This is a genomic window from Amycolatopsis sp. NPDC104775, from assembly GCF_055583325.1.
In genome coordinates this window covers 40305-67249 of sequence record NZ_JBVJOE010000007.1, presented here as the reverse complement: position 1 = coordinate 67249, position 26945 = coordinate 40305, and the positions used below count along the sequence as shown (strand labels likewise).

At 72.0% G+C, this 26945-nt stretch carries 8 protein-coding genes; 3 read left to right on the top strand and 5 right to left on the bottom strand.

Annotated elements, in window-relative coordinates; genetic code table 11:
* Positions 1–9 precede the first annotated feature (9 nt).
* On the bottom strand, positions 10–1191 hold the full coding sequence (locus ACZ63D_RS28825) for a macrolide family glycosyltransferase (protein ID WP_465357494.1): 1182 nt from the start codon (positions 1189–1191) through the stop codon (positions 10–12).
* Positions 1191–14576 carry an amino acid adenylation domain-containing protein gene (locus ACZ63D_RS28820; protein WP_465357493.1) on the bottom strand — a complete coding sequence of 4462 codons (13386 nt, stop codon included), beginning with the start codon at positions 14574–14576 and terminating at the stop codon, positions 1191–1193. Before ACZ63D_RS28820 ends, ACZ63D_RS28825 begins: the two co-directional genes overlap by 1 nt.
* 200 nt (positions 14577–14776) lie before the next feature.
* On the opposite strand from ACZ63D_RS28820, the gene ACZ63D_RS28815 reads away from it, so the two are divergent.
* From ACZ63D_RS28815 to ACZ63D_RS28805, 3 genes are read left to right on the top strand one after another with little or no spacing between them, the layout of a single operon-like run.
* Positions 14777–19270, top strand: a complete 4494-nt coding sequence (locus ACZ63D_RS28815; RefSeq protein ID WP_465357492.1) for an SDR family NAD(P)-dependent oxidoreductase — start codon at positions 14777–14779, stop codon at positions 19268–19270.
* Positions 19267–23610, top strand: a complete 4344-nt coding sequence (locus tag ACZ63D_RS28810; protein WP_465357491.1) for a type I polyketide synthase — start codon at positions 19267–19269, stop codon at positions 23608–23610. Before ACZ63D_RS28815 ends, ACZ63D_RS28810 begins: the two co-directional genes overlap by 4 nt.
* A complete protein-coding gene (locus ACZ63D_RS28805; RefSeq protein WP_465357490.1) occupies positions 23607–24776 on the top strand; it encodes a cytochrome P450 in 1170 nt (389 codons plus the stop codon). Before ACZ63D_RS28810 ends, ACZ63D_RS28805 begins: the two co-directional genes overlap by 4 nt.
* A 58-nt stretch (positions 24777–24834) precedes the next feature.
* Here ACZ63D_RS28805 and ACZ63D_RS28800 read toward each other — a convergent pair whose 3' ends face one another.
* The 3 genes from ACZ63D_RS28800 to ACZ63D_RS28790 are packed head-to-tail and all read right to left on the bottom strand — an operon-like array spanning position 24835 to position 26856.
* The gene (locus ACZ63D_RS28800; RefSeq protein ID WP_465357489.1) at positions 24835–25947 is read right to left on the bottom strand and encodes an MAB_1171c family putative transporter; all 1113 of its coding nucleotides are present in this window, start codon (positions 25945–25947) and stop codon (positions 24835–24837) included.
* Entirely contained in the window at positions 25944–26441 is a 498-nt protein-coding gene (locus ACZ63D_RS28795) for a hypothetical protein (protein ID WP_465357488.1), read from the bottom strand. The genes ACZ63D_RS28800 and ACZ63D_RS28795 overlap by 4 nt, the downstream gene beginning before the upstream one ends.
* A gap of 19 nt (positions 26442–26460) precedes the next feature.
* On the bottom strand, positions 26461–26856 hold the full coding sequence (locus ACZ63D_RS28790) for an XRE family transcriptional regulator (protein ID WP_465357487.1): 396 nt from the start codon (positions 26854–26856) through the stop codon (positions 26461–26463).
* Positions 26857–26945 lie beyond the last annotated feature (89 nt).

The following is a 26945-nucleotide window of genomic DNA, read 5'->3' as shown; positions in this document are numbered from 1 at the left end:
CGCGTGCCGTCAGCCTGAACCCGCCAGCTCCGCCTCGATCAGGTCCGCGGCCCGCCCAGTCCCGCCCTCCGCCAGCAGTTCCGTGCGGACCGCCTTAAGCCGGGCCATGACCTCCGGTGTCCCGGTCAGCTCCAGCAAGCTCTCCCGCAGCACCTCCGCGCTCGCCTCGTCCGGGTCGATCCTCTTCCCGACGCCCAGCCGGACCAGTGCGTCGGCGTTGTCCGGCTGGTCAGTATGCGGATCCTGCGGGACGGCGATCATCGGCACGCCGTGGAACAACCCCTCGACGCATCCGCCCATCCCGCCGTGGGTGACGAACGCGGCGGCCTTCTCCAGCACCGCCAGCTGCGGCACCCAGTCCCGCACCTCGATGCTGCCCGGCACGGCGCCGAGCGCGGCCGGATCGACGTGTTTGCCGATCTGGAGCACCACATGCCACCCCGGCAAGTCGCCGAACGCCGCGACGCACTCGCGGTAGACGTCCGGTTTGCCGGTGAACGTCGATCCCAGCGAAACGAGCAGTACTCGCTCCGTCCCGGCGGGAGGCTGCCATCCGGGACCTGTCGAGCGGGAACCGAAGCAGGGGCCGACGAACGTGGTCCGGCGGGGATCCACCCGGTCGGGGTTCGGTTGCAGCATCCGCGGGATCAGTGCCAGCTCGCGCGCCGGACGGCCCAGGTAGCCGGAGGGGATTCCGTTGGCGCACAACCATTCCGCCCATCGCTCGTAGTGGCCGGAGAAGCGTGGATCGCGCCGTCGTTCCTCGAATTCGCGGAGGAGTTCCTCGTCGCTGCGGTCAGGAACGGTGTTCGGCGAGAACATCACGTGCGGCACGCGCCAGTGCTCGGCCAGCACGCGCACGGCGCCGACGCCCTGGTCGTAGAGGACGAGATCGGGACGGTCCCGCTCGAACGCCTCCCGCAGTTGCGGGGTCATCGCGATGGCGTCGTCGAGGAACAGGTCACGGTGCGCGATCTCGTCGGACGGCCACTCCTCGCGTCCGTCCAAATAGGACACCAGGGCGGACCGGTACGGCACGAAGTCCGCGCCCGTGCCGGTGATCACGTCGGCGAAGGCGGAATCGTTGGCATAGCTCACCCGGTGACCGCGGGCGACGAGTTCCCGGATCACCTCCAGGCTCGGCAGCACGTGGCCGTAGGACGGGAGGTTCACCATGCACAGATGCGCCATCACGACCCCAGCCGGGACAGCGGCGCGTCGGGAGCGTCGACGGCCGCGGCGAGCAGCGCCCGCAGCTGGTCGAGCAGCCTGGCGGCGGTGGCGCGGTCGAACAGGTCGCCCGAGTAGTGCAGGTAGGCGTCCAGTTCGTTCCGGGCCTCCTGAAATTCCAGGTACAGGTCGTGGTCGTGGGAATCGGTGCCGACGGCGACCGGCCGCTCGCCGTCCCGGTCCGCGCCGACGGGAAGGTCCTGCAGCGCCAGCTGGATCTGGAACAGCGGATGCCGGTCCGGCGTCCGCGCGCCAAGCTCGGCCACCAGCCGGTCGAACGGGACGTCCTGGTTGGCGTAAGCGGTCAGGTCGACCTCGCGCACCCGGGCCACCAGCTCCCGGAACGACGGGTCGCCGGCGGTGCTCGTGCGCAGCACCAGGCAGTCGGCGAAACATCCGACGAGGTCGTCCAGTTCGGGACGCGGGCGTCCGGCGATCGGCGTGCCCAGCGGGAGGTCCGTGGCCCCGCTGAGGCCGGTGAGCAGGGCGGCGAGGCCCGCGTGCAGCACCATGAACAGGCTTGCCCGGCATTCTCTGGCCACCGCGGTCAGGCCCTCGCGCAGGCGCGCGTCGAACCGGCCGAGCACGGTCCCGCCCCGGCCGGTCCGGACGGCCGGGCGCGGCCGGTCGGCGGGAAGCGGGATCCCGGCGGGCAGTCCGGCGAGCGTGGACCGCCAGTGGGCGAGCTGGGCCTCCGGGAGCAGATCGCGTTGCCAGACCACGTAATCCGCGTACCGCACCGGAAGCGGCGGCCACGCGGGCGCGGTCCCGGCGCACCGGGCGGAGTAGGCCTGCCGGAAGTCGCGGGACAGCACGTCGAGCGACCAGCCGTCCGCGGCGACATGCGGAAGCACCAGCAGCAGAACCGGCTCCGCGCCGGTGACCAGGTACGCGTGCAGCGGCGGTTCCCGCGTGAGGTCGAACGGTTCGGCCGCCGCCTCCGACAGCACCCGGTCGAGGTCGGCAGCGGTCGCGGTGCGCCGCCGGACTCGCGGCGGAGCAGGGGCCAGGATGCGTTGGTACGGCTGGCCTTCGTGCACGTCGTAGACCGTCCGCAGCGATTCGTGGCGCGCGACGAGGTCGGTCAGTGCGGCGGTCATCGCATTCTCGTCCAGTTCCGGCAGCCGCAGGGCCAGCGGGAGCACGGTGGTGGCTGTCGGCCCGTGCAGCTGGTCTCGGGCCCAGAACCGGAACTGACTGTGCGACAACGGGATTCGCGCCGGAAGCGGTTGCCGTACCAGCGGTGCTGTCATGGCGGGCCGGGCCTGCTCGACCCGCGCGGCGAGCCCGGCCGCGGTCGGGTGGTCGAACAGTTCGCGGACGGCCAGTTCGACGCCGAGCAGATCCCGGATCCGGGAAACCGCCCGCATCGCCAGCAGGGAATGCCCGCCCAGGGCGAGGAAATCCTCGTCGACGCCGACTGCCGGCCGGTCGAGAGTGTCGGCGAAGACCTCGCACAGCATCCGCTCGTGCGGGGTGCGCGGAGCCCGGCTCACCGGGGCCGGTGCCTGCCGGGCGACGGCGGGCTTGGGCAGTGCCGAACGGTCGATTTTCCCGTTGGCGGTACGAGGAATCTGCGCCATCACCAGCAGCGCGGACGGCACCAGGTGGGCCGGCAGCCGCGCCGCCAGCCCGGCCCGTACGGCGGCTGGATCGACCGCGGTTCCGGGCGCGGGCACGAGGTAGCCGATCAGCCGCCCGCCGTCCGGCACGACCACGGCCTGCCCGACGTCCGGGTGCCCGGTCAGCGCCGCCTCGACCTCGCCCGGTTCGATCCGGATCCCGTTGACCTTGACCTGGTCGTCGACCCGTCCCTCGTAGTGCAGCAGGCCGTCCGCGTCCCAGCGGCCCAGGTCGCCGGTGCGGTACATCCGCGTGCCGGGCGGGCCGAACGGGCAAGCGGTGAACCGCTGCGCGGTCAGCCCGGGACGCCCGAGGTAGCCCCGGGCGAGGCCGGGACCGGCGACGTAGATCTCGCCGACCGCGCCGGGAGCGACCGGAGCCAGCCGCGAGTCCAGCACGAACACTTCGGTGTCGCGGATCGGGCGGCCGATCGGTGCGACGGCGTGATCGGAACCGGGGGAGCAGGGCCACAGCGTCACGGTGTCGGCAGCCTCGGCCGGGCCGTAGGTGTTCACCATCCGGCGGTTCCGCGACCAGGTTTCGATCAGCGAGCCCGGGCAGGCTTCGCCTCCGACCACCAGGGTGCGCACTCGTGGAAGACTGTCCGCCGGGACGGTCGCGAGCACGGCCGGAGCGAGCTGGACGTGTGTGACGTCGTGTTCGGTGATCCACTCGGCCAGCGAAGGGCCTTCCAGGATGACGTCCGGGCCGGGCAGCACCAGATGCGCTCCGGACAGCAACGCCGTGCACAGTTCGGAAATCGCCGCGTCGAAGCTCGGTGACGACAGCTGGGAAACCGTGGAGTCCGCGTCGACCGCGAACGCCTCGATCTGCGCAGCGGCCATGCTCACGACCGCCGCGTGCGGGACGGACACCGCCTTCGGGGTTCCGGTCGAACCCGAGGTGTAGAGCACGAACGCGGGATTCAGCGGCCGTACCCCGGCTTGCGGCGGTGTATCCGGCTGCGCGGCAAGGATTCCGGCGGTCCGGGGATCGGCGAGGTTGAGGTGCGGAGTGTCCCGTTCCTGGTGCGCGAGGGTCAGCACCGGCCGGGAATCGGCGAGCATGAACCGGATCCGCTCGGCCGGGTAGGCCGTGTCCACTGGCAGCACGGCGGCCCCGGACTTGAGCACCGCCAGGATCGCCAGCGCGTGCTCGGCTCCGCGCGGCACCGCGACCGCGACGGTCCGCTCCGGTCCCGCGCCGCGGGCGATCAGCAGGTGCGCGAGCCGGTTGGCCGCCGCGTCGAACTCCGCGTAGGTGTAGGAGGTCTGTGCGTCCGAGACCGCGAGCCGGTCCGCGTGCCGGGCGGCGATCCGGCCGAACCACTCCGCGAGGGTCGGCGTCGGCCGCAGGATGCGCTCGGGGTCGGCCGCCACCGTCAGCAGAAGTTGACGGAAGCGCGCGGCCAGCTCGTTCGCCGTCTCGGCGGTGACGACGTCGGGCCGGTAAGCCAGCCGGACACCGAGTTCCGCGCCGGGACGGACGGTCAGGTCGAGCGGATAGTGCGTCGATTCCCGGCCGTGCACTGCGGTGAAAAGGGCGTCAGCGTCGCGGAGTTCCCGGGCACCGGCGTAGTTCTCCACCACCGTGGCGGTGTCGAACAGCTCGCCGTGCCCGGCCAGGCGCTGGATCTCCGCGAGGTCGAGGTACTGGTGCTCGAAGAGATCCGCCTGCTCGCGCTGGAGCCGTCGCAAAAACTCGGCGAGCGGCTCGTCCGCGGCCAGCCGCACGCGCACCGGGAGCGTGTTGATCAACAGGCCGATCAGCTCGTTCGCCGCGGGAAGCGTCGGCGGCCGTCCGGACACAGTGGTGCCGAACACGACGTCCGTGCGGCCGGTGTGCTCGCTCAGCAGGATCGCCCACGCACCCTGGACGGCCGTGTTGAGCGTGACGCCGAGCTGCCGCAGCCGCGCCGACAACCTGGCATAGTCCTCAGTGGACAGTGAAGTCGTGATCTCGACCGGATCGGCGGCAGCACGCCGGTCGGCGACCAGCGTCGGCCCGGTGAGGCCGTCGAGGGAAGCTTGCCACGCCCGGACCGCCGCCTCGCGGTCCCGTTCGCCGAGCCAGTCGAAGTAGTCGCGCAGCTCCGCCACCGAGACCCGGGGGTTTCCGGCGTACCCGCGGCGAAGTTCGTCCAGCAGCAGCGGGATCGACCAGCCGTCCAGCAGGACGTGGTGATAGGTCAGAACCAGCCGGTTCCGTCCGGGGAACCGCACCAGCAAAGCCCGCATCAACGGCGGTGTGGCCAGGTCGAACGGCCGGGCCGCCTCCGCCTCGGCGAGTGCTTCTGCCGCGCGCTCGTCGGGCACCTCCGCCTCGGCCCACTCTGGCCCGGTCAAGGCGGGAATCACCGCGACCGGCTCGCCCGAGCTGACCGTCGGGAACGCGGCGCGCAGCTGGGGTTGCCGTTCCAGCACCGAGGTCAGCGCCGCCCGCAGCCGGGATGCGTCAACTTCGCCGGTGAGATCGAGGCTGAGCTGCATGCGGTAAAGATCGGTGCCGTCCAGCTTGGCGCGGAAGACGAAACCCCGTTGCAGAGGCGTCAGCGGGAGAATGTCGGCGAATCCCGGGTATTCCGCGGCGATCCGGTCCACATCGGACTGCCGCAGCGGAGTCAGCGGGAAGTCCGACGGCGTGTGCCCGCCCGCGCCGGGAATCCGGGCGTGGTCCGCCAACGCGGTCACCGCCCGGGTCCAGCTCGCCGCGAGGTCCTGAACGTCCTTTTCGGACAGCAGGGCCGGGGCGCAGGTCCAGGTGGCGCCGAGCACGGGGCCGTCCGGGCCTTCGGTCACGTGGGCGTCGACGAGCAGCGGATGCCCGAGCGGCTGCCGGTTGCCGGATCCGCCGGTGATCACCTCGGCGGTCAGCGCGCTGTAGCCGGTCACCGGGGCCCAATCCGCCTCGGCGGACGGCGTGAACCGGCCCAGGTAGTTGAACGCGATCTGGGCCGCCGGGGCGGCGGCGAGCGCGGCCGCGGTGTCCGGGTTGAGGTAGCGCAGCAGCCCGTAGCCGAGGCCTTGGCCGGGCGCGGAGCGAACCTGCTCCTTGACCCGCCGCAGGCACGCGCCCGCGTCCGCGCCGCCGGACCAGAGGTCGTCCCACTGGAGCGGGCCGGGGTCCAGCCGCACCGGGCGCATGCTGGTGAACCAGCCGACCGTGCGCGTCAGGTCGATCGCGGCGTCGAGGTCCGCCCGGCCGTGACCCTCCACGTCGACCCGGAAGGCGGTGCGCGGCAGGCCTTTCCGTTCCCGCCAGTCGGCGACCGCGACCGCCAGCGCGGTGAGCAGGACGTCCTCCGCCGAGGCGTGGAAAGCCGCGCACACCGGGCCGAGCACGGCACGGGTGGTGTCCGCCGAGAGCGACACGGTGTGATGCGTCGCCGTGCCGAAGGTGTCGCGGTCCCGGTCGAGGCTCCCGGTGATGATCGCCGGGCCGGTCCCCGTCACGACCGAGGTCCAATACGGCAGTTCCGCGACCCGGCGCGAGGACCGGGCTTCCTCCCGCAGCCGCATGGCCCAGGTCTGGAACGAGGTCGGCACGGGCGGCAACGGCGTACCCGGGGCTTCGCAGGCAGCGGCGAGATCCGACAGCAGGATCGGCCAGGACACAATGTCGACCGCCAGGTGGTGCACGACGAGCAGCAGCTGGCCGCGGCGGGCGAGCCCGGCGTCGAACCAGACCGCGCGGACGATCACGCCCCGCTCCGGTGCGAGCGAAGCCCCGGCCGCCGCGGCCTCCGCCCGCACCAGTGCTTCGGCGTCCGGGCCGGTGACGTCGACCCGGCGCAGGCAGTTCTCCGCGCTCGGCTGGAGGTCGATGGCCCCTCGCGTCCACCGCATCCGCAACATGTCGTGCCGCGCGAGGACCTGGTCGAGCGCCTGCGCCAGCCGGGCCTCGGTCAGCCCGGCCGGGGTGTGCACGAACGCGGACTGGCTGAACCGGTCGATGTCGCCGCCGGTCTCGGCCAGCCAGTGCATCACCGGCGTCAGCGGCACGGAAGCGCCGCCCGGCTCTGCACCGGCCTGGACTTCCGCCACCGCGGCGAGTCCAGCGGGACTGCCGTGCCGGAACACGTCGCGCAGCGTGAACCCGAGACCGGCGGCCTGTGCCCGGGTCACCAGCTGGATCGCGGAAATGCTGTCGCCGCCGAGGTCCAGGAATCCGTCGTCCGCGCCGACGCCGGTCGTGCCGAGCACCTCTCCGAAGATCCGGCACAGCGTCGCCTCGCGGGCATCGGCCGGGCGACGAGACTCCGCCCGGGCCGGGCGAGGGAGCGCGGCGCGGTCGACCTTTCCGTTGGCCAGCCGGGGCAACTCGGCGAGCGAGACGATCGCCCCTGGTACGACGGCCTGCGGCAACACCCGGGCGAGTTGCTCCCGAACGTCCGCGGTGTCGATTTCGGGCACCACATAAGCGATCAGGCGCTTCTCGACGGCAACCACCACAGCCTGGTCGACGCCGGGATGCGCCAGGAGGGCCGCTTCGATCTCGCCGGGCTCCACCCGCACGCCGTTGACCTTCAACTGGCCGTCCGTGCGGCCGTCGTAGTGCAGCGTGCCGCCGGAATCCCAATGTGCCAGGTCGCCGGTCCGGTACATCCGCGCGCCCGGCGGGCCGTAAGGACAAGCCGTGAAGCGCTCGGCGGTCAGCGCTGGCTGGCCGCCGTAACCGCGGGCCAGGCAGTCTCCGGCCAGGTACAGCTCGCCGGTGATGCCCGGCGGAAGTGGACGCAGCGCCGAATCCAGGACGAGGACGCGCACCCCCGGCATCGGCCGCCCGATCGCGGCGACGGCTGGGCCGGGTTCGCAATCCCAGAGCGTCGCCCAGATCGTCGCCTCGGTCGGACCGTAGGCGTTGACCATCGCGCGGCCTTCGCTCCATCGCTGCACCAGTTCGCCGGGGCACGCCTCGCCGCCAACGATCACCGTGGTCAGCCCGTCCGCCGCCTCGGGCGGGATCGTGCCCAGCACCGTCGGCACCAGCTGGGCGTGGCTGACCTCCGCTTCGCGCAGCCAATCGCCGAGCCCGGCCCCGGCGCGCGGGACGCTGGGGTCCGGGATCACGACGGTCGCTCCCGCGGCCAGCGGCGCGAACAGTTCCGCGACCGAGATGTCAAACGCGGCCGAGGTGGTGTGCGCCATCCGGGCGTCCGCGTCGAGGCGGTAGCCGGTCACGAAGGCGGCGACGGCATTCGCCACCGCGGCCCGGGTGGTGACGACTGCCTTCGGCGTGCCGGTAGAGCCTGAGGTGTAGAAGAGGAACGCCGGATGTTGCGGCGTCGCGCGCTCGACCGGGCGCGTGTCGGGATGTTCGATCGTGTCCGGCAGAACGAGGTGCGGGCCGGGTATTCCGGCGAGCGTCGTGGCGGTTCCGAGGGTTAGCAGCGGGCGGGCGTCTTCCACCATGAACTGGCGGCGCTGCGGCGGATGGTTCAGGTCGAGGGGGAGTGCGGCCGCGCCTGCGCGAGTGATCGCGAGCAGCGCGGTCAGGTATTCCGCGGACGGCGGGATCGCGACCGCCACTGTCCTTTCTGGACCTGCGTCGTGCTCGATCAGCAGGTGCGCCAACCGGTTCGCCGCCGCATCGAGTTCGCGGTAAGTGAGGTTCCCCCGCGCGTCGCGCACGGCGATCCGGTCGGTGTCCGGGACCAAGATCGGGTCGAACGACGGCCCGGGCGAGGGATTTCCAATGCCCGTGGCGAGCAAGGCCTGGGCACGGTCGTCGGTCAGCAGCCGGATCGTCCCGGCCGGTCGCGCGGGCTGCTCGGCGATCGCGGTCAGGAGGCGGACGAAGCTCTCGGCGATCTCCGCCGCGGTGTCCGCGCTGAGCACGTCCGGCCGGTAAGCGAGTTCGACGGTCAGCTCCCGGCCGGGAATCACGTAGAGGTAGAGCGAGTAATGCGTCGACTCCTGCCTGCCGAACCCGGTGACCGCCAGCTCGCCGCTGCGGCCGAGTCCGCCCATGTCCGGATAGGTTTCGACGACGGTCGCGGTGTCGAACAGCACCCCGTGCCCGGCCGCGCGCTGGATGTCGGCGAGACCGAGATGCTGGTGCTCCAGCAGGTCCGCCTGCTGGTCCTGGACCTGGCGCAGCAGCCCGGCCAGCGGCTCGTGCGGCGAACACCGGACCCGCACCGGGATCGTGTTGATCAGCAGGCCGACCATGCGGTCCGCGTGCTCCAGCTCCGGCGGGCGCCCGGAAACCGTCGTGCCGAACACGACGTCGGTCTTGCCGGTGAGCCTGCCGAGCAGCACCGCCCACGCCGACTGCACCGCGGCGTTGAGCGTCTGGTCGAGCCCGCGCAGCCGCTCCCGGAGAGCGTCGAAGACGTCCGCTCGCAGCCGGGCGGTGACCTGTTCCGGCTGAGCAGTACTCGCCCGCAGCCGTTCCGGGGCGAGGAGAGTCGGGCCGTCGAGATCCCGCAACGCCTGCGCCCACGCTTTGGCCGAGACCGCGTGATCCTGTTCCGCCAGCCAGCGCAGGTAATCGCGATGGTCGGCGGCGGGCGGCAGCTGCGCGCCTTGGGCGAGCGCGAGCAGTTCGCGGATGACGATCGGCGTCGACCAGCCGTCCAGCAGCACGTGGTGCAGAGTCAGGAGCAGCCGCGACCGTCCTTCGCCGAGCCTCAGCAGCGCGGCGCGCAGCAGCGGTGGCCGGGCAAGGTCCAGCGGGGCCCGCAGTTCCTCGGCAGAGATCCTTTCCGCCTCGGAAACCTCCACCACGCGCCATTGCGGCGGGCAGTGCTCCGGGAGCACCTGCACGAGGCGGCCGTCGCGGGTGGCCGGGAACGCCGCGCCGAGGTTCGGGTAGCGGCGGACCAGCGTGTCGAGCGCGGCGTGCAGCCGGTCCGGATCGAGGTCTCCGTCCAGGTCGAGCGCCAATTGCACGCGGTAGTTCTCGTCGGTGTAACTGCCGTGGAAGACCAGGCCCTCTTGCAGCGGGGTCAGCGCCACAATGTCGGTCAGGCCCGGGTAGTCGCGGAGCAGGCCGTCCACCTCGGCCTGGTTCAGTTGCGCCAGCGGGAAATCGGCGGGTGTACGGCGGTCGCCGGCCAGCCGCGCGAGCCGGGCTGGGGTGCGGCGCAGGAACAGTTCGTGCGGCGTGAAGCGAATGCCCTTCGCCTGCGCCCGGCCGACCAGGGTGATCGCCAGCAGGCTGTCCCCGCCGAGTGCGAAGAAGCTGTCGTCGACCCCGACCGTGTTGAGCCCGAGCACGTCGGCGAACACCTGGCAGAGCACCTGCTCGGCCGGGGTCGTCGCGCGCGTGGTCGCCGTCGCGGATCGGGTTGGAGCTGGTAAGGCGGCGAGGTCGGTTTTGCCGTTGCGGGTGGTCGGGATCTCGTCCAGGACAACGAGGTCGGCCGGGACGAACGCACCGGGCAGCGTTGCCGCGAGCCTGGCCAGGACGGCCTCGACGTCCACAGTGGACGCGGGCACGACGTAGCCGACGAGACGCCGCCTGCCGGGCTCGTCCTCCCGCACGGCCACCACCGCGCGAGCGATCGCCGGATCGGCGCGCAGGGCCGCCTCGACCTCGCCCGGCTCGATCCGCACCCCGTGGATCTTGACCTGCTCGTCGGCACGCCCGCAGAAGTGCAGAATGCCGTCGTCGTCCTCGCGGACCAGGTCCCCGGTCCGGTACATCCGCCCGCCGGACGGGCAGGCCAGGAAACGCTCCGCCGACATCCCCGGACGGCCGAGGTAGCCCCGGGCGAGCCCCGGCCCGGTCAGGTACAGCTCGCCGGTCTCGCCCGGCTCCACCGGACGCAATCGCGCGTCGAGCACGTGCGCGGCGAACCCCGGCAGGGGACGGCCGATCGGAGCCGTCGCGGTCGTCGCACGCCCGGGCCGGTGCCGCCACAGCGTCGCGACCACCGTGGTTTCCGTCGGGCCATAGGTGTTCCAGATCTCGCGGCCCGGCCCGGACAGCCGGTCGAGCAACTCCGCCGGGCACGACTCGCCGCCGAAGATCAGCAGCCGCACCGACTCCAGGTCTTGGGCCGTCCAGGCTGCGGCGAGTGCGGGCACGGTCGAAACCGCGCTGATCCGGCGCTCGCGCAGCCATGGCCCCTCGACCGCTTCCCGGGCCGCCGGGACCAGGCAGGCACCGCTGCGCCAGGCCAGCCAGATCTCCTCGCAGGACCCGTCGAAGGCGACCGACAGCCCGGCGAGCACCCGGTCGCCCGGCCCGAGCGGCTGGCCGGCGCAGAACAACCGCGCCTCGCTGTCCACAAAGGACACCGCGGCGGCGTGCGGAACCGCGACGCCCTTCGGCCGCCCGGTGGAGCCCGACGTGAAAATCACCCACGCTTCGCCGTCCGCCTGGCCCCCGGCCGCGGTGCGCGGCTCGATCCGGCCTCCCCGCCGCACCACCGCGCTGACCGAGGACTCGGCGAAGACCTGTTCGACCCGCTCGTCCGGATCGTCGGCGTCCACCGGCACGTAGGCCGCCCCGGCGGTGAGCACGCCGAGGATCGCCACGTACAGCTCAGCCGTGCCAGACGGAACCCGCACGCCGACCCGGTCGCCCGCACCGACTCTGTGGCCGCGCAGACGCTCGGCCAGCGCCGCGGCCTGCTCGGCCAGCGCGGCGTAGGTCAGCATCGTGGTCCCGTCGTCGAGTGCCGCGGCCTCCGGATGCCGCCGGGCAGTTTCGGCGAACACGGTGGCGAGCGTCCGTTCCTCCGGCCGGGAACTGGTACGGGACGGTCCTTGTTGGGGTGTCTCGGCCATCGCGGCGGCGATCCGGGCCGGGGTCCGCCGACGGAACACGTCCCGCGGCGTGAACGCCAGTCCCGCTTCCCGGGCGCGATTCACTAGCCGGATCGAGGACATGCTGTCCCCGCCCAGCGCGAAAAAGCTGTCCTCCGGCCCGGCCTCGGCCACCCCGAGCACGTCGGCGAACAACCGGCAGATCACCCCGACCGTGCCGGACACCGCGCCTGCGCGGGAAGCGGTGCGAACGACGGGCGCGGGCAACGCGCTCCGGTCGAGTTTTCCGTTGCGCGTGAACGGAATCGACTCCACCACGACCAGCGCACCCGGCACCAGAGCGCTCGGCAGGCGGCGCGCGAGGTCCGCGAGCACCGCATCAGTGTCTACAATGGACCCCGTCACGTACCCGACAAGCCGTCCCTCGCGGAGCACGACGACGGCGTGCCCGACATCCGGCCGCGCCGTCAGTGCGGCCTCGATCTCGCCGGGCTCGACCCGGATCCCGTTGACCTTGACCTGGTCGTCGGCGCGGCCCCGAAATTCCAGCAGCCCGTCGCGGCCCCATCGCGCGAGATCGCCGCTGCGGTACATCCGCGCGCCCGCAGGCCCGAACGGACAGGCCACGAACCGCTCCGCCGACAACCCCGCGCGGCCCAGATACCCCCGGGCGACGCCGGATCCCGCGAGGTACAGCTCCCCGGTCACGCCCGGCGGCACCGGTTTCAGCGCCGCGTCCAGCACATACGCCTGGGCGCCCCGGTGCGGGCGGCCGATCGGCGCGGACGGTGTCTCGGCGCCGGGCTGGAAATCCCAGAGCGTCGCGCTGACTGTCGCCTCGGTCGGCCCGTAGGCGTTGACCACCCGGCGGCCGTCCGCGTGCCACCGCGCCGCAAGGTCGGTCGGGCACGCCTCGCTGCCGACGAAGACCGTCCGGACGCTGCGCAGCGATCCTTCTGGGAGACTGCCGAGGACCGTCGGGGTGAGCAGAAGCTCGGTGACCGCCCGATCGTCGAGCCAGCGCGCCAGGTCTTCACCGGCCGTCGGCGCCTCGGGAATTACCAGCGTCGCGCCCGCGACCACCGCGGCCCCGATCTCGGCCACGGAAGCGTCGAAGGCCGCCGAGGCGAGCTGCGCGACCCGGGATTCGCCGGTCAGCCCCAGCCGCCCGGCCCAGGTGGCCGCCAGCCGCGCCCACGACCCGCGCGCGACCACCACGCCCTTCGGCTCGCCGGTCGACCCCGAGGTGTGCAGCAGGTAGGCGGCGTTGTCCGGAAACGCCGGACAGTCCACTGGCGCGGTCGGCAGATCGTCCAGCGCGTCCAGCACGACGGGGTCGCTGCCCGGTGGCAGCAGGTCCACTGTGGACGACGTGGCCAAGGTCGCCGTGGTATTCGCCAGCAAGGTCGCGATCCGCTCGGGCGGCGTGGCGGCGTCTATCGGCGCGAACGCCGCTCCGGCCCGGAACACGGCCAGCACGGCGGTCAGGTAGGCGGCCGAGCGCGGCGCGACGATCCCGACGACCCGCTCCGGGCCGATCCCGCGCGCGGTCAGCACCCCGGCCAGGTGCTCGACCCGTTCGTGCAGTTCGGCGTAGGTCAACGTGGCGTCCGCGGCCTCCACCGCCGTGCGGTGCGGCGCGTTCTCGGCGTGGCGGGCGAGCAGATCGGACAGCGATTCCGGCGCGGTCGTCGGTTCGCCCGTGCTCCAGGCCAGCACTTCCTTCAGCTCCGCGTCGGTGTGCAGCGGAAGGTCGCGCAGCCGGGTGCCCGGCGCGTCCAGCGCGGCGGCGAGCAAACCGAGATACCGCCGGGTCAGCGCCTCGGCACTGCTCCGGCGGAACAGATCCGTCCGGTACAGCAGCCAGCCGTCCACAGTGGACAGCTCAAGGGCCAGATCGGCGCGGGCCCACCCGTTGTGGATCGACTCGTGCCCGGACGACGGCACGAAGTTGAACGCGATCCGGGACAGTCTTCCGAACTGGGCCGCCCCGTCGGCGCTGAACTCCTCGGCGATCTCCCGGAACGAGATTCCCGTGTGCCGCAACCCGTCGAACAACGCGTCCCGCACTCGCGCGACCGCTTCGGCGAAGGTCGATCCGGCGGGAAGCGCGACTCGCACGATCACCGTGTCGATGAACATCCCGATCACCGACTGCGTCCGCCGGTCACGACTGGAGACCGGCACCGCGACGGCCACGTCCGCCGTGCCGGACATCCGCGCCAGCAGGACGTGATGCGCGGCCAGCAGCACCATGAACGCCGTCGCGCGCAACTCGCGCCCGACCGCCGTCACGCGGTCGAGGAACCCCTCCGGCAAGCGGAACGGCACCGCCGCGGCCTCGTGACCAGGCGCCGCGGGCCGGGGCAGATCCGTGGACAGATTCTCCGGCGGCAGCTCGGCGAGCTGTTCGCGCCAGTAGGCCAGCCGACGCTCCCGGTCGCCGCCGGCGGACCGCTGGCGCGCCGAATAATCGGCGTACTGCTCGGCCAGTTCGGGCAGCTCCGCCGGTCGCCCGGCCGCCGACGCCGCGCACAGTTCGTCCAATTCGGACTGCAGCAGCACACTCGACGTCGCGTCGAACACCGCGTGATGCACCACGAACAGCAGCCAGTAGTTCTCGTCGGTCAGCCGCGCGCAGACCGCGCGCCACAGCGGCGCACGATGCAGGGGGAGCGGTCGCAGGCTCAGCTCGCGCAGCAGCTCGCGAGCCGTGGCCTCGGCCTCGTCGTGCCCGCGCAGATCGACGTGCTCGATGTCGAGCACGACCTCGTCGTGGACCGTCTGGTGCAGCACGCCGTGCTCGTCGGCGGACAGCGAAGTGCGCAGGGCTTCGTGCCGGGCGGCGACGGCCGCGAGCAGTTCTTCGATTTTTTCCGGCGGCAAGGCGACCGGCGGCAACGGCATTGCCGCGGAGATGTGATAAGCGGGGGAATTCGGCTCGAATTGGCCGGCGAACCAGATCCGTTCCTGTTCGTGCGAGGCGGGACAGATCCGTTCGGCCATGAGCAACTCCCGAAGCCAGCGAGCCCGAGCGGGGCCGAGATGTGCCCGCATTCTTTCGGCCGCGACCCGGCCTGGTCAAGCTCCGGCCAGCTTCTTCGCCGCCCGCGCGGTTCGCTTCGGCCCTGTCCGAAACGCTGGCCGGGGCGCGGTGAAGTGTGCTGCACTGCGCAGGTCGGAAGCGGACGCGGTGAGGGGTGGAGATGGAGCCGATCGCCGTAGTGGGAATGGCGGTCCGGTTTCCGGGGGCGAGTGACCTCAGCGAATTCTGGCGGAATCTTCTCGACGGCCGGGATTGCATTTCCGCGCTTTCCGACGACCAAATCCTGCGCGCCGGAGAAGACCCGAAACGGCTGGCCATGCCCGGCTACGTGCGCAGGCGTCCCCGCATCGACGCGCCCTACGACTTCGACGCCGCGTTCTTCGGTCTCACCCCGAGGGAAGCCGAGATCCGCGACCCGCAGTTCCGGGTGTTCCTCGAGGTCGCCCACTCCGCGCTGGAGCACGCCGGGCAGGTGCCCGCCGAGTTCCCCGGCCGGATCGGCGTTTTCGCCGGAGCGGGCAGCAACCGGTACGCGAGCGAGCACGTCGAACCCGACGCCCGCCTGCTGCGCTCGGTCGGCCGGCTCGCCGTGGGCTTCAACAACGACCCCGATTACTTCGCGGCCAGCGTCGCGCAGCGCCTCGGGCTGACCGGGCCGAGCCTGACCGTGCGCACTGCCTGCTCCACCTCGCTCGTCGCCCTGCACCTCGCCCGCCAAGCGCTGCTCGCGGGCGACTGCGAACTCGCGCTGGCCGGCGGTTCGATGATCGACCCGCAGAGCGAACGCGGCTTCCTGCACGTCCCCGGCGGGGTCAACTCGGCGGACGGCTCGTGCCGCCCCTTCTCCAGCACGGCCACCGGCACGAACTTCGGCGACGGCGTCGGCGCGATAGTCCTCAAACGACTCTCGGACGCCTTGTACGACGGCGACACCGTCCACGCGGTGGTGCGCGGTTCGATGGTCAACAACGACGGCGGACGCGGCACCGGATTCACCGCGCCGAGCGCCGACGGTCAGGCCGACTGCATCACCGGCGCGTTCACCGCGGCGGACCTCGACCCGCGCACGGTCTCCTACTTCGAAGCACACGGCACCGGGACAGCCATCGGCGACCGCACTGAGGTCGCCGCGATGACCCAGGCGTTCCGCGCGCTCGCCGGGGAATCCCTGCCGCCGGGCTCCTGCCTGCTCGGCTCGGTGAAGTCCAACGTCGGCCACCTCGGCGCCGCCGCCGGGGTCGCGGGCGTGATCAAGACCGTTCTCGCGCTGCACCACGAGCGGCTGCCCGCGAGCATCAACGTGGACGCGGTGAATCCCGAACTCGGCCTCGCCGACTCGCCCTTCGAAGTGCTCACCGAGTCCCGGCCGTGGCCCCGCCAGCCGGGCTCCGTCCGGCGCGCGTGCGTGAATTCCTTCGGCATCGGCGGCACGAACGCCCACGTCATCCTGGAAGAAGCCCCGCCAGCCGAGCCAAGCCCGCCGGAGCGCGGGGAGCAGATCGTCGTCTGGTCCGCCGACGACCGCACCGCCGAGACTCAGCTCCGCGAGCGTCTCCGCGGCTACTTCGCCGACCTCGACCCGGCCCTGTTCACCGCTGCGGCCCACACGCTCCAGGTCGGCCGGACCGCGCGTCCGGTGCGCTCGGCGGCCGTGGCGCGCGACCGTGCCGATCTCCTCGACCAGCTGGCGTCGGGCGTGCTCTGCTCGGACGAACGCTCCCGCAGCGTGGGCCTGCACTTTCCGGACGAATCGGTGTGGCACCCCGGCCTGGCCAGCGAGCTTTATGCCGCCGAGCCCGCCTTCCGCGAGGCCTGCGACGCCGGTTTCGCCGTGCTGGAGCCCTTCGCCGGGCAGCTGCGTTCCCGCTGGCTCGCCGGAGAGGACTGCCCCCTTGCGCACGCCCGCTCGATCTTGTTCGTCCTGCAGTACGCGATGGCCACCTGCCTGACTCGCTGGGGAGTCCGGCCGGAGCGCGTGTCCGGAGACGGTGTCGGAATCCTCGCGGCGCAAGCCTTCACCGAGGGCGAGATCTCGCGACCCCTCGCCGAACTAGTGACCACCGGCGCCGCAGTGAGTCCACAAAGGACCGAAATATCCGACCTGACAGTGCTGATCGGCCCCGGCACCGCGTCCGCCAGCGTGCTGCCGGTGCTTTCCGGCCACGGTCTCAACCACGCCCTGGCCACGCTGTGGGTCCACGGCCAGAACCTCGACTGGCGCGCCCGCACCCCACGCTCCGCCCGCCGGATCCCCGTCCCGGGCTATCCCTACCAGCGGCAGCGGCACTGGGTCGGCTACCACGGCCCAGCCGCTTCGGCAGACCAGCCGAAACCGGCCGGGTGGACGTTGCTGCACGAGCGCTGGCAGCCCGGCGGCGAGGCCCCGGCGACCCCCGTGCGAGGCGCGCGAGCGCTGGTCCTCCGGCCCGAAAATGCCAAGTGGGTAACGGATTCGGTAGCCGCCGCCGGGTACCACGCCGCCGACCTGCCCGCCGTCGACGCCCTGCGCGAGACCGCCGTACCCGACCTGATCGTCCACGCCCTCGGAGTCGAGGACACCACCGAACCAGACCTGGAAACCGGCCTCTACAGCGTGCTCGCCTGCGTCCAGGCCATGGCGAAGCAACTCCGCGACCGGCCCGCCCCGGCCACCCTCGCGATCCTGCACCGGAACTCCGTCGACCTGACCGGAGCCGAACCGCTCAACCCGGCACGCGCGATGCTGCCCGCCTTCGCCCGCACGGCCGAACGGGAAATCCCCGGTCTCCGCTGCGTACTGATCGACATCGGCTCCGCCGCCGTGCCGTCGGTGCTGGCCGCCGAACTTGCCACCCTCGCCGCGCCGCACGTGGCCCTGCGCGGGCGGACCCGCTGGCTGCCCCAAATCGTCCCGGTCGAGGACGTCGCAGCCGAGCCATGTCCGTTGCGGGAGAACGGGATCTACCTGATCACCGGCGGTCTCGGGGGAGTAGGCCTGGTCATCGCGCAAGCCCTGGCCGACACCGGGCTCCGTCCCCGGCTGGCCTTGCTCGGCCGCTCCGCCACTCGCACCGCGGAGGTCAAGCGGCTCGAAGCGGCGGGTGCCACCGTCGCAGTGCTCAAAGCCGACGTAACCGACTCCCTGCGCGACGCTCTGGCCGAGGTTGAGCGTACGTTCGGCCGCGGCCCGCACGGAGTCGTCCACGCGGCCGGAATCCCGGGCGGCGGCCTGATCGAACGCCGCTCCCGGTCCGATGTGGACAGAGTGCTGCGGCCGAAGGTGCACGGCACACTCGCCCTCGAAGACGCCCTGGCCGACGCGGACCTCGACTTCCTGGTCTACTTCTCCAGCCACGCAGGGGTGTCCGGCCTGCGCGGCAGCGCCGACTACGCCGCCGCCAACGCCTTCCTCAACGCCCACGCCGCCCGGCACCGCCTCCGCCACCCCCGGACCCTGTCGATCGCCTGGCCCGCCTGGGAACGCACCGGCATGACCGACGCCCGCGGACACCGCGTGGTCATCGCGCCGGGACAGACCTGGCAGCTCGACGAGCACCGGTTCGGCGGCGTCCCGGTGCTGCCCGCCACGGCGATGCTGGAATTCGCCGTCACCGCCGCGCGCGAACTCGCCCTCCTGCCGGAGACGTCGCCGATCGGTCTGCGCGACGTGCTCATCCTGCGGTCCCTGCCCGCCGCCGAGCCCCACTTCGTGGAGGTCGCCGTCTCCGCCGCCCCCGGCGGTCACCGCTTCCGTCTGCGGTCGAAACCCGTGCAGCAGCAAGGAGACTGGGCCGAGCACGCCGAGGGCCTGATCGAAGTCCCCGACCTCGAACCCCGGCTCGCCGACCAGACGCGGCCCAGTGCGGCCCCGCACGAGCCCACGACAGCGGCCGGACCCGGCTTCGGTTTCGGTCCGCGCTGGGAAAGCGAAGTCCGCGGCTGGCGCGACGCTCACTCGGCGGTCGCGGAACTGGAGCTGCCCGAGAAGTTCCACGCCGATCTGCGCGAGCACCTCCTGCACCCGGCTCTGCTCGACGTCGCGGCCGCCACGCTCATCGACACCACCGCCGAAGCCGTTTTCGTGCCGTTCCGCTACCGCACGGTGGCCGTCTTCGACCGGCTCACCGCCCATATCACCGCCCGGTCCTGGTTGCGCGAGCAGACCAGCACCACCCGCGTGGTCGATGTGGACCTCCACGACACCGAGACCGGCAAACACCTCGTCGCGATCCGCTCGCTGACCTTCCGGGCCGTGCCCCGCACCGACTTCACCCGCCCCGCCGCACCCGCCGCACCAGCATCGAGCGACCCGCAGCTGGACCCGGCGGAAGGCGCGCGGATCTTCCTCGACGCTCTCGGCCGGGACCTGCCCCCAACGGTGATCGTCGACTACCTGGGCGCCCCGCCCGCACCAGAACCCGCCGAGCCCACCCCGCCCCCGGCCGGGCAGCCGGTCGTCGAGGTCGTCCGGCAGCTGTGGACGGACCTGCTCGGCAACCCCGACATCGGCCTCGACGACGATTTCTTCGACGTGGGCGGCAGTTCGCTCGCCGCCGTGCACATCGTGGACCAGATCGAACAGCGCTACGGCATCGCCCTGAGTTCCGGCGCGTTGTTCGAATCCGCGACCGTGCGCACCATCTCGGCCACTTTGACCGACCGAGGAGCACGATGAACGGCCAGATCGCGATCGTCGGCATGGCCTGCCGTTTCCCCGGCGCGGACGGGACCGCCCGGTTCTGGGAGAACCTCCGCGGCGGCGTCACGTCGATCGCGCTCCGCACCGAAGAGGAACTCCGCGCAGCCGGAGTCCCGCCGACCCGGATAGCCGACCCGGACTACGTCCGGGCCGCGGCGCTCGTCGACGACCTGGCCGGGTTCGACGCCGACCTCTTCGGCTACCGGCCGGAACTGGCCCGGGCCACCGACCCGCAGCACCGGCTGTTCCTCGAATGCGCGCACGCCGCGCTCCAGAACGCGGGCTTCGACACCGGCCGCGTCCCCGGGCGGGCTGGAGTGTTCGGCTCCGCTGCCCCGAACCTCTACGGCGCCCTGCACGTCAGCCGCGACCCGGCCGCCCGCGCCGCACTCGCGTCCCTGGAGTGGAGCGTCGGCAACGAAAACGACTACCTCGCCACGAATGTCTCGCACCGCCTCGGTCTCGACGGTCCCAGCCTGGCGGTGTCGACCGCGTGTTCGTCGGCCCTCGTCGCGGTGCACTTGGCCGCGCAAGCCCTGCGGCAAGACGACTGCGACCTCGCCCTCGCCGGAGCCGCCGACGTCCAGCTGCCGTACGGCCACGGCTATCTCTGGCACGAGGGTGCCATCGTGTCCCGCACCGGCCGGTGCCGCCCGTTCGACGCCGCCGCGGACGGAACCGTCTTCGGCTCCGGCGCGGGCGTCGTCGCGCTGAAACGCCTCGCCGACGCCGTCGCCGACCGCGACCACATCTACGCGGTGATCGGCGGATCCGCGGTCAACAACGACGGATCCCGCCGGTTCACCTTCACCTCGCCCGGCATCGCCGGCCAGGTCGAGCTCGTCCGGACCGCGCTCGCCCGCGCCGGGCTCGCCGCCGCCGACCTCGGCTACGTCGAATGCCACGGCACCGGCACCCCGGTCGGCGACCCGATCGAGGTCGAGGCGCTGACTACGGTGCTGTCCGGCCGCGGGCGCGTCCCGATCGGCTCGGTCAAGGGCAACATCGGCCACCTCGGCTCCGCGGCCGGGATCGCGGGCCTGATCAAGACCGCGCTGGCGGTCCACTATGGACAAATCCCCGCGAGCGCCGGTTTCGCCGAACCGAACCCGGACGTCGGTTTCGCATCGAGCCCCTGTTTCGTCAACGCCGAACTCCGCGATTGGACGCAGACCCACCGGGTGGCGGGCGTCAGTTCTTTCGGCATCGGCGGCACCAACGCCCACGTCGTCCTCACCCAAGCCCCGGCTGTCCCCGCCGAAGCCAGCGCCCGGCCCCGGCAGCTGATCACCGTCTCCGGCCGGACCGAAGCCGCCGCAAACGCCGCCGTCCGCACGCTCGCCGACTCCGTGCGCGCGCACCCGGACCTCGACCTCGCCGACCTGGCCCACACCCTCCACCGCGGCCGAACCGCCCACGCGCACCGCCGCACCCTGGTCGCCGCACCCGGCGAGAATCTGGCTCAACGACTGGAAGAACTGGCCGCCGACGGCCGCCCACCAGCTCCGCGCCGCCCACCCGCGCTCGCCTTCCTGTTCCCCGGACAGGGCGAGCAATACGCCGGAATGGGCCGGGAACTCTACGAACAAGAACCGGTGTTCCGCCGCGAACTCGACCGCTGCACCGACCTTCTCAACATCGACCTGCAGCAGGACACCCTGCGCGGCACCAGCCTCGCCCAAGCCGCGCTGTTCGCTGTCGAGTACGCCCTCGCCCAGCTCTGGCTGGCCTGGGGCGTGCGGCCCCGAGCGCTCGCCGGGCACAGCGTCGGCGAATACGCCGCAGCCTGCGTCGCTGGGTGTTTCAGCCTCGAAGACGCCGCGAAGCTGGTCACCCTGCGCGGCGAACTCATGGCGAGTACCGCCCCCGGCGCGATGCTCGCCGTCCCGCTCTCCGAGGACGAACTCCGCGCCGAACTCCCGGAAGGCCTGTCGATCGCCGCGGTCAACAGCGCCCGCAACACCGTCGCTTCCGGACCGGAACCGCTCGTGGAGAGGCTCCGAAACCAGTTGACGGACAAGGGAATCCGCTGCGTCCCGCTCCCGGTCGACCACGCCTTCCATTCCGCCCTGATGGATCCGGTTCTCCCGAAATTCCGCGACGCGCTCACGAACGTCGACCTCAACGCCCCGGAAATCCCCGTCGTTTCCAGCGTCACCGGCGAATGGCTGACCGCCGACCAGGCCCGCGACCCGGAGTACTGGGTCCGGCAACTGCGCCAGCCGGTGCGGTTCGCCGACGCGCTGAACACCTTGTGGCACAACAAAGAACACGCCCTGCTCGAAGTCGGCCCCGGCGGTGCGCTGTCCACCATCGCGCGCCTGCACTGGAGGGAAACCCGCACCGGCACCGCACCCGTGATCGTGTCCTCCATGCGGCACCGAGCCGACAAACGCACCGACGCCGACCTGCTGCTGCGCGCACTCGGCACCCTCTGGTCCGCCGGAGCCGAACCGGACTGGGACGCGTTCTGGGCGGGGGAGAAGCGCCGCCGCCTGCCCCTGCCCGGTTACCCCTACCAGCGCGTCCACGCCTGGGTCGACCCGGATCCCGAACGCCCCCCATTAGCCGGGATGTACGGCGTCCCCCTGGCCACCGCCGGACCACCGGCCGACACCACTCCGCTCGAACTGCCGACCTGGGCCGAACAACCCCTCGACCAGACCAGCGTCGGCGTCGTCCCCGGCGAATCCTGGCTCGTCTTCACCGCGGGCGCACCGGTCGTCGACCTAGTCTTGGACGACCTGCGCCGAGCTGGAGCCACCGTAGTCCGCGCCGAGCCCGGCACGGAATTCGCGCGCCGCGCCCCAGGCCGGTACACGCTGCGCCCGTCCGACCCAGCCGACTACGAAGCCCTGCTGACCGACCTCGCCGCCACCGGACTAGCCCCTCGCCGCATCGTGCACGCCTGGCTGCTGGACGAGGACAGCCTCGAACACGGCATGTACAGCCTGCTCGCCCTCGGCCGGACCCTGGCCCGGCGGCAGATCTCGGTCCCCATCACGCTGACCATCCTCGCCACGGGCCTGTACGAGGTCACCGGCACCGACCCGGTCGCTCCGGCGAAAGCGACCGTCCTCGGCCCGCACCACATGTTCGGCAAGGAAATCCCGAACCTCTCCAGCCGTGTCGTCGACCTCGCGCCGTCCGCGGACGCACGGCAGCTGCTCGCCGAACTCGCCGCCACCGACGACCAGGTCGCCCTGCGCGGACGCCGCCGCTGGGTCCGCGACATCCGCCCCTTGCCGAGCGCCCCGCCGCACTCCCTGCCCGCGCTGCTACGCGAACGCGGCACCTACCTGATCACCGGCGGCCTCGGCGGCATCGGCCTGGCCCTCGCCGAGGACCTCGCCCGGCTGGTCCGCGCCCGGCTCGTCCTGGTCGGCCGCTCCAGCTTCCCGGACCGGCCCGACTGGGACACTTACCTCGCCGAAGGCCCGTGCCCGATCCGCAAGCAAACCATCCGGCGCTTCAAGGAGATCGAAGACCTGGGCGGCTCCGTCCTCGTCCAGGTCGCCGACGTCACCGACGAAACCGCCATGCGCCAAATCCGCGACACCTGCGGCCGCATCGACGGCATTTTCCACGCCGCGGGCAGCCCCGGCGGCGGCATGATGGCGGTCCGCCGCCGCGAGGACGTCGAAACCGTGCTCGCCCCGAAGATCACCGGCACCCAGGTCCTGGACCGCGTCTTCGGCCAGGACCCAGACTTCCTTGTGCTGTTCTCGTCGGTCACCGCACTCGTCCCCACCTACTACGGCCAAGCCGATTACCTCGCCGCCAACGCCTACCTCGACGCCTTCGCCCACGCCAGCCCGCCCGGCCCGCGGCACACCGTGTCGGTCAACTGGGACGCCTGGAGCGAGACCGGCATGCTCGCGTCCGGTGATCCGCACAGCAAGTACCTCCGCACCAGCGAAGGACTGGACCTGCTCTGGGGGATCCTCGCCGCCCGCCTCGGCCCGCAGGTGATCGCCGCGCCGCGCGGCCTCGCCGAAGTCGGCCGCGAAGCCGCCCAGCGGATGGAAACCCCGCCCGCACCGGCCCCCGCCCAGCACCTCGCGCCCGTGGTCCGCGAGGACCTGGACGATGCGACCGACCTGCAGCGAACCCTGCTGCAACTGTGGGAAGAGACCCTCGGCGTCCCCGGCCTGGAACTCGACAGCGATTTCTTCGAACTCGGCGGCAACTCGCTGCAGGCCACCCAGTTGCTCACCCGGCTCCGCGAGCACCTGGACGTCGACCTGCCCGCCGCCACGCTCTTCGACCACTCCACCATCCGCGCCCTCGCCGACGAACTCGCCGCGCTGCGATGAACCTGGCCGACCCCCGCACCTTCGAAGCCGACCTCACCGAGTTCTGGCGCACCACCCGCGAGCACCGCCCCGTCTACCGCCACGAACCGCACGGCTTCTGGGTAGTGTCACGCCACGCCGACGTCCTAGCGGTCTACCGCGACGCCGCCCGCTACACCTCCGAACGCGGCAACGTCCTGGTCACCTTGCTGGCCGGAGGAGACTCCGCGGCTGGCCGCATGCTCGCCGTCACCGACGGCCCGCGCCACCGGGAACTGCGCCAGATCTTGCAACGCGCCTTCACCGCTTCGGCACTCGACCGTCTCGCGCGCCAAGTCCGCCGCAACACCCGCACCCTGGTCATCGACGCCGTCACCCGCGGCGACTGCGATTTCGCCGCCGACGTGGCGAGCCGGATCCCGATCGCGACGGTCGGCTACCTCCTGGGCGTCCCCGAAACCGACCACGATTTCCTGCTGACCCACACGAAACGCGCCCTCAGCTCCGACGACCAGGACCTCGACGAGCTGGAATCCTCCCTGTCCCGCAACGAAATCCTGGCCTACTTCACCGACCTGCTGGCCCACCGGCGCGCCACCCCCGCCGACGACGTCCTCACCGCCCTCGCCGCCACTGACCTGTCGGCCGAAGAAATCGTCTTCAACTGCTACAGCCTCCTCATCGGCGGTGACGAAACCAGCCGCCTGTCCATGATCGAGGCCGTCCGCGCCCTCGCCGCGCACCCGGCGCAATGGCATCTGCTGCGCACCGAAGAAGCCATCCTGCCCACCGCCACCGATGAGATCCTGCGCTGGTCGACCCCCGCGATGCACTTCGGCCGCACCGCGGTGACCGACGCCGAAATCGCCGGTCGCCCCATCGCCGCCGGCGAGATCGTCACCCTGTGGCACAGCTCAGCGAACCGGGACGAGACGGTCTTCCCCGATCCGGACCGCTTCGACCTCCGCCGAACCCCGAACAAACACCTGGCCTTCGGCTACGGCCCGCACTACTGCGTCGGCGCCCAGCTGGCGCGGATCGAGATCGCCGAACTGCTCTCGGCGCTTCGCACTTACACGACCGGATTCGAGGTCGTCGGCGAACCGAAGCGCATCCACTCCAACTTCCTGACCGGCTGCAGCACCCTGCCGGTCCGGTTCGTCCCCGACACCGCCGAGCTTTACTGAGCGGGGTCATCGCACATCGCGACGGGGACCTCCGGACGAACGGCCGGGTCTTCCGATGTCAGCGCGAGACCGCCCGGGGCCGCCGGAGTTCCCGGGACACCGCGGTGAGCCAGGCGGTTTCGGCCGCGATAGTCGGGGCGAGCCCAGTGGGGCGGCAGTCCTCCGCGGTGCTGAACCGGCGGCCCGCGCGATGGGCGGCCACCGCGGCCACGATGGAGGCGGCTTCGACCGCGGCGGGTATCCGGTCGGGAGCGATGCCGGTGCGCCGGGCGGCATACGCGGCCTGTTCGGCCACCGCGGGATCGAAGTGCTCGCGCAGCGCCATGTGCCCGTCCCGGATCTCGATGATCCGGCGGTAGAGAGCGAGGTGCACGCCACCGCCGGTGTTCAGCACGATGCCCGGCACCGCCTCCCGCATCACTGTCCACAAAGGACCGAGCCGGCGGTAGCCCAGATAGGCTCGCAGCCACCGCACGGGCGCGCCGAGCCGCGGCCCCCAAGCCGAAAGCGTCGCGCCGGCGGCGGCGAGGGTCACGGCCACCGCGCCGAGCAGCACCGAAGGGGTGTCCTCGGCGGCACTGACCTGCCCGGCGGCCAGCAGGCTCCGCACGTCGTCGAACGCCCACGCGGTCCACAGCAGACCGGCCGAGGCCCCGGCGATGACCAACTGCAGCCCGCGCCGCAGCGAGCCCGGGGCCAAGCGCTTGGCGTACCGCCAGATCAGGAATATGAACAGCGACAGCGCCGCCCCGGCGGCCAAGGCGTAGACCACGTAGTAGACCACCAGCGCCCGCACGCCAGTCCCGCTCACCACGGTGTGCCCGTCGACTTCGCCAGCGTCGGCGACGATGAACAGGATGGCGTTGACCGCGAGCACCTCGCCGGTGGCGAGCAGGGCGCAACGAACCTGCCGCGGAGTCGGCTGGCCCGGCGACAGCGAGCGCGCGAACAGGACGAGAAACGCGAGCGAGGCGAGTTTCAGCTCGTCTCCCAGGAAGCCCGCCGCGTTGCCGCCCCGGACGGCGAGCAGGGTGATCCCGGCGGCCAGGCAGCCGATGAACAGGCATAAATACCTGATCCCGGGCGGGGGAGCCGGGCGGCGGGACTCCACCTTCGCGGCCACGGCGAGCAAAGCGCCCAGACAACCGGAGTAGCCGATCGCCTCGATCACCCGAACCACCGCTCCACCAGAGCCAGCCCGCGCGAGACGCGAGCGTCCCCGGCGGGCGGGGCCGGATCGCCGCCGCGGGCCGCGCGGTGCGCGACGAAGGTGGCCAGCAATTCCGCCTCCTGCTCCTGCACGTCGGTGTAGACCGAACGGCCGAGCACCCGCTGCACCAGCCCGGGGGAGAGGGTGGGCAGCAGCGCGCCGACGTCCACGGCGCCGGTCCCGGCGTGCCCGCACACGAGGTGCCCGATCTCGTGCAGCAGGATGTGCTGGCGGTGCAGCGGGGAAGTGTTGGCGGGCAGCAGGATGTAGTCGGTGCGCTCGGTGGACATCACCAGCCCGCACAGGCCCCCGACGATCGCCCGGGCCGGCAGCAGTTCGATCGGGCGGTTCCGGCCGGCGGCCACCGCCCGCACGAACTCGTCCGGGTCGAAGGGCTCCGGCAGCGCCAGGCCGTCGGCCAGCTTCCGGCATCTTCGCCACAGCTTGCGATCCACGAACCCCCCAGTCCCCGCTTTACTCGCCCGCTTCTCTTCGCGCGATCGCGTCGATCATGTCGCTGATGGTCCCCAGCCCGGCCCGGGACAGGGTCACCGCGCGCAGCGCCACGTCCCGCACCCCCGCGTCGCGCAGCGCGCCCAGCAGCTCCAGCTCCTCGGCGATCTTGCCGCTCTGCTCGTCGTCGAAGAAATAGGCGGGCGGGACCTGGAAAAACCCGGCCAGCGCCTCGAGATGCCGCTTGGTGGGATTGTCCCGGCGGCCGGTGCGCAGCTGCCACAGGTAGGTGGCCGAGAAGGTTTCCCCCGTCGCCTCCCGGCAGGCGCTCGCGACCTCCTCGTTGGAGTACTGCTCGCGGCCTGCCTTGCGCACGACGTCGAACAGCTTGTCGATCTTCTCGGCGAGCGAGGCCATCGCGGGTCTTCCTCTGCTGGGGTGAACATCTCCGGCTTCTGGATTCATCTTAGTTGACAGCGGCCGATGCGTCATCCACGATCGTCCAT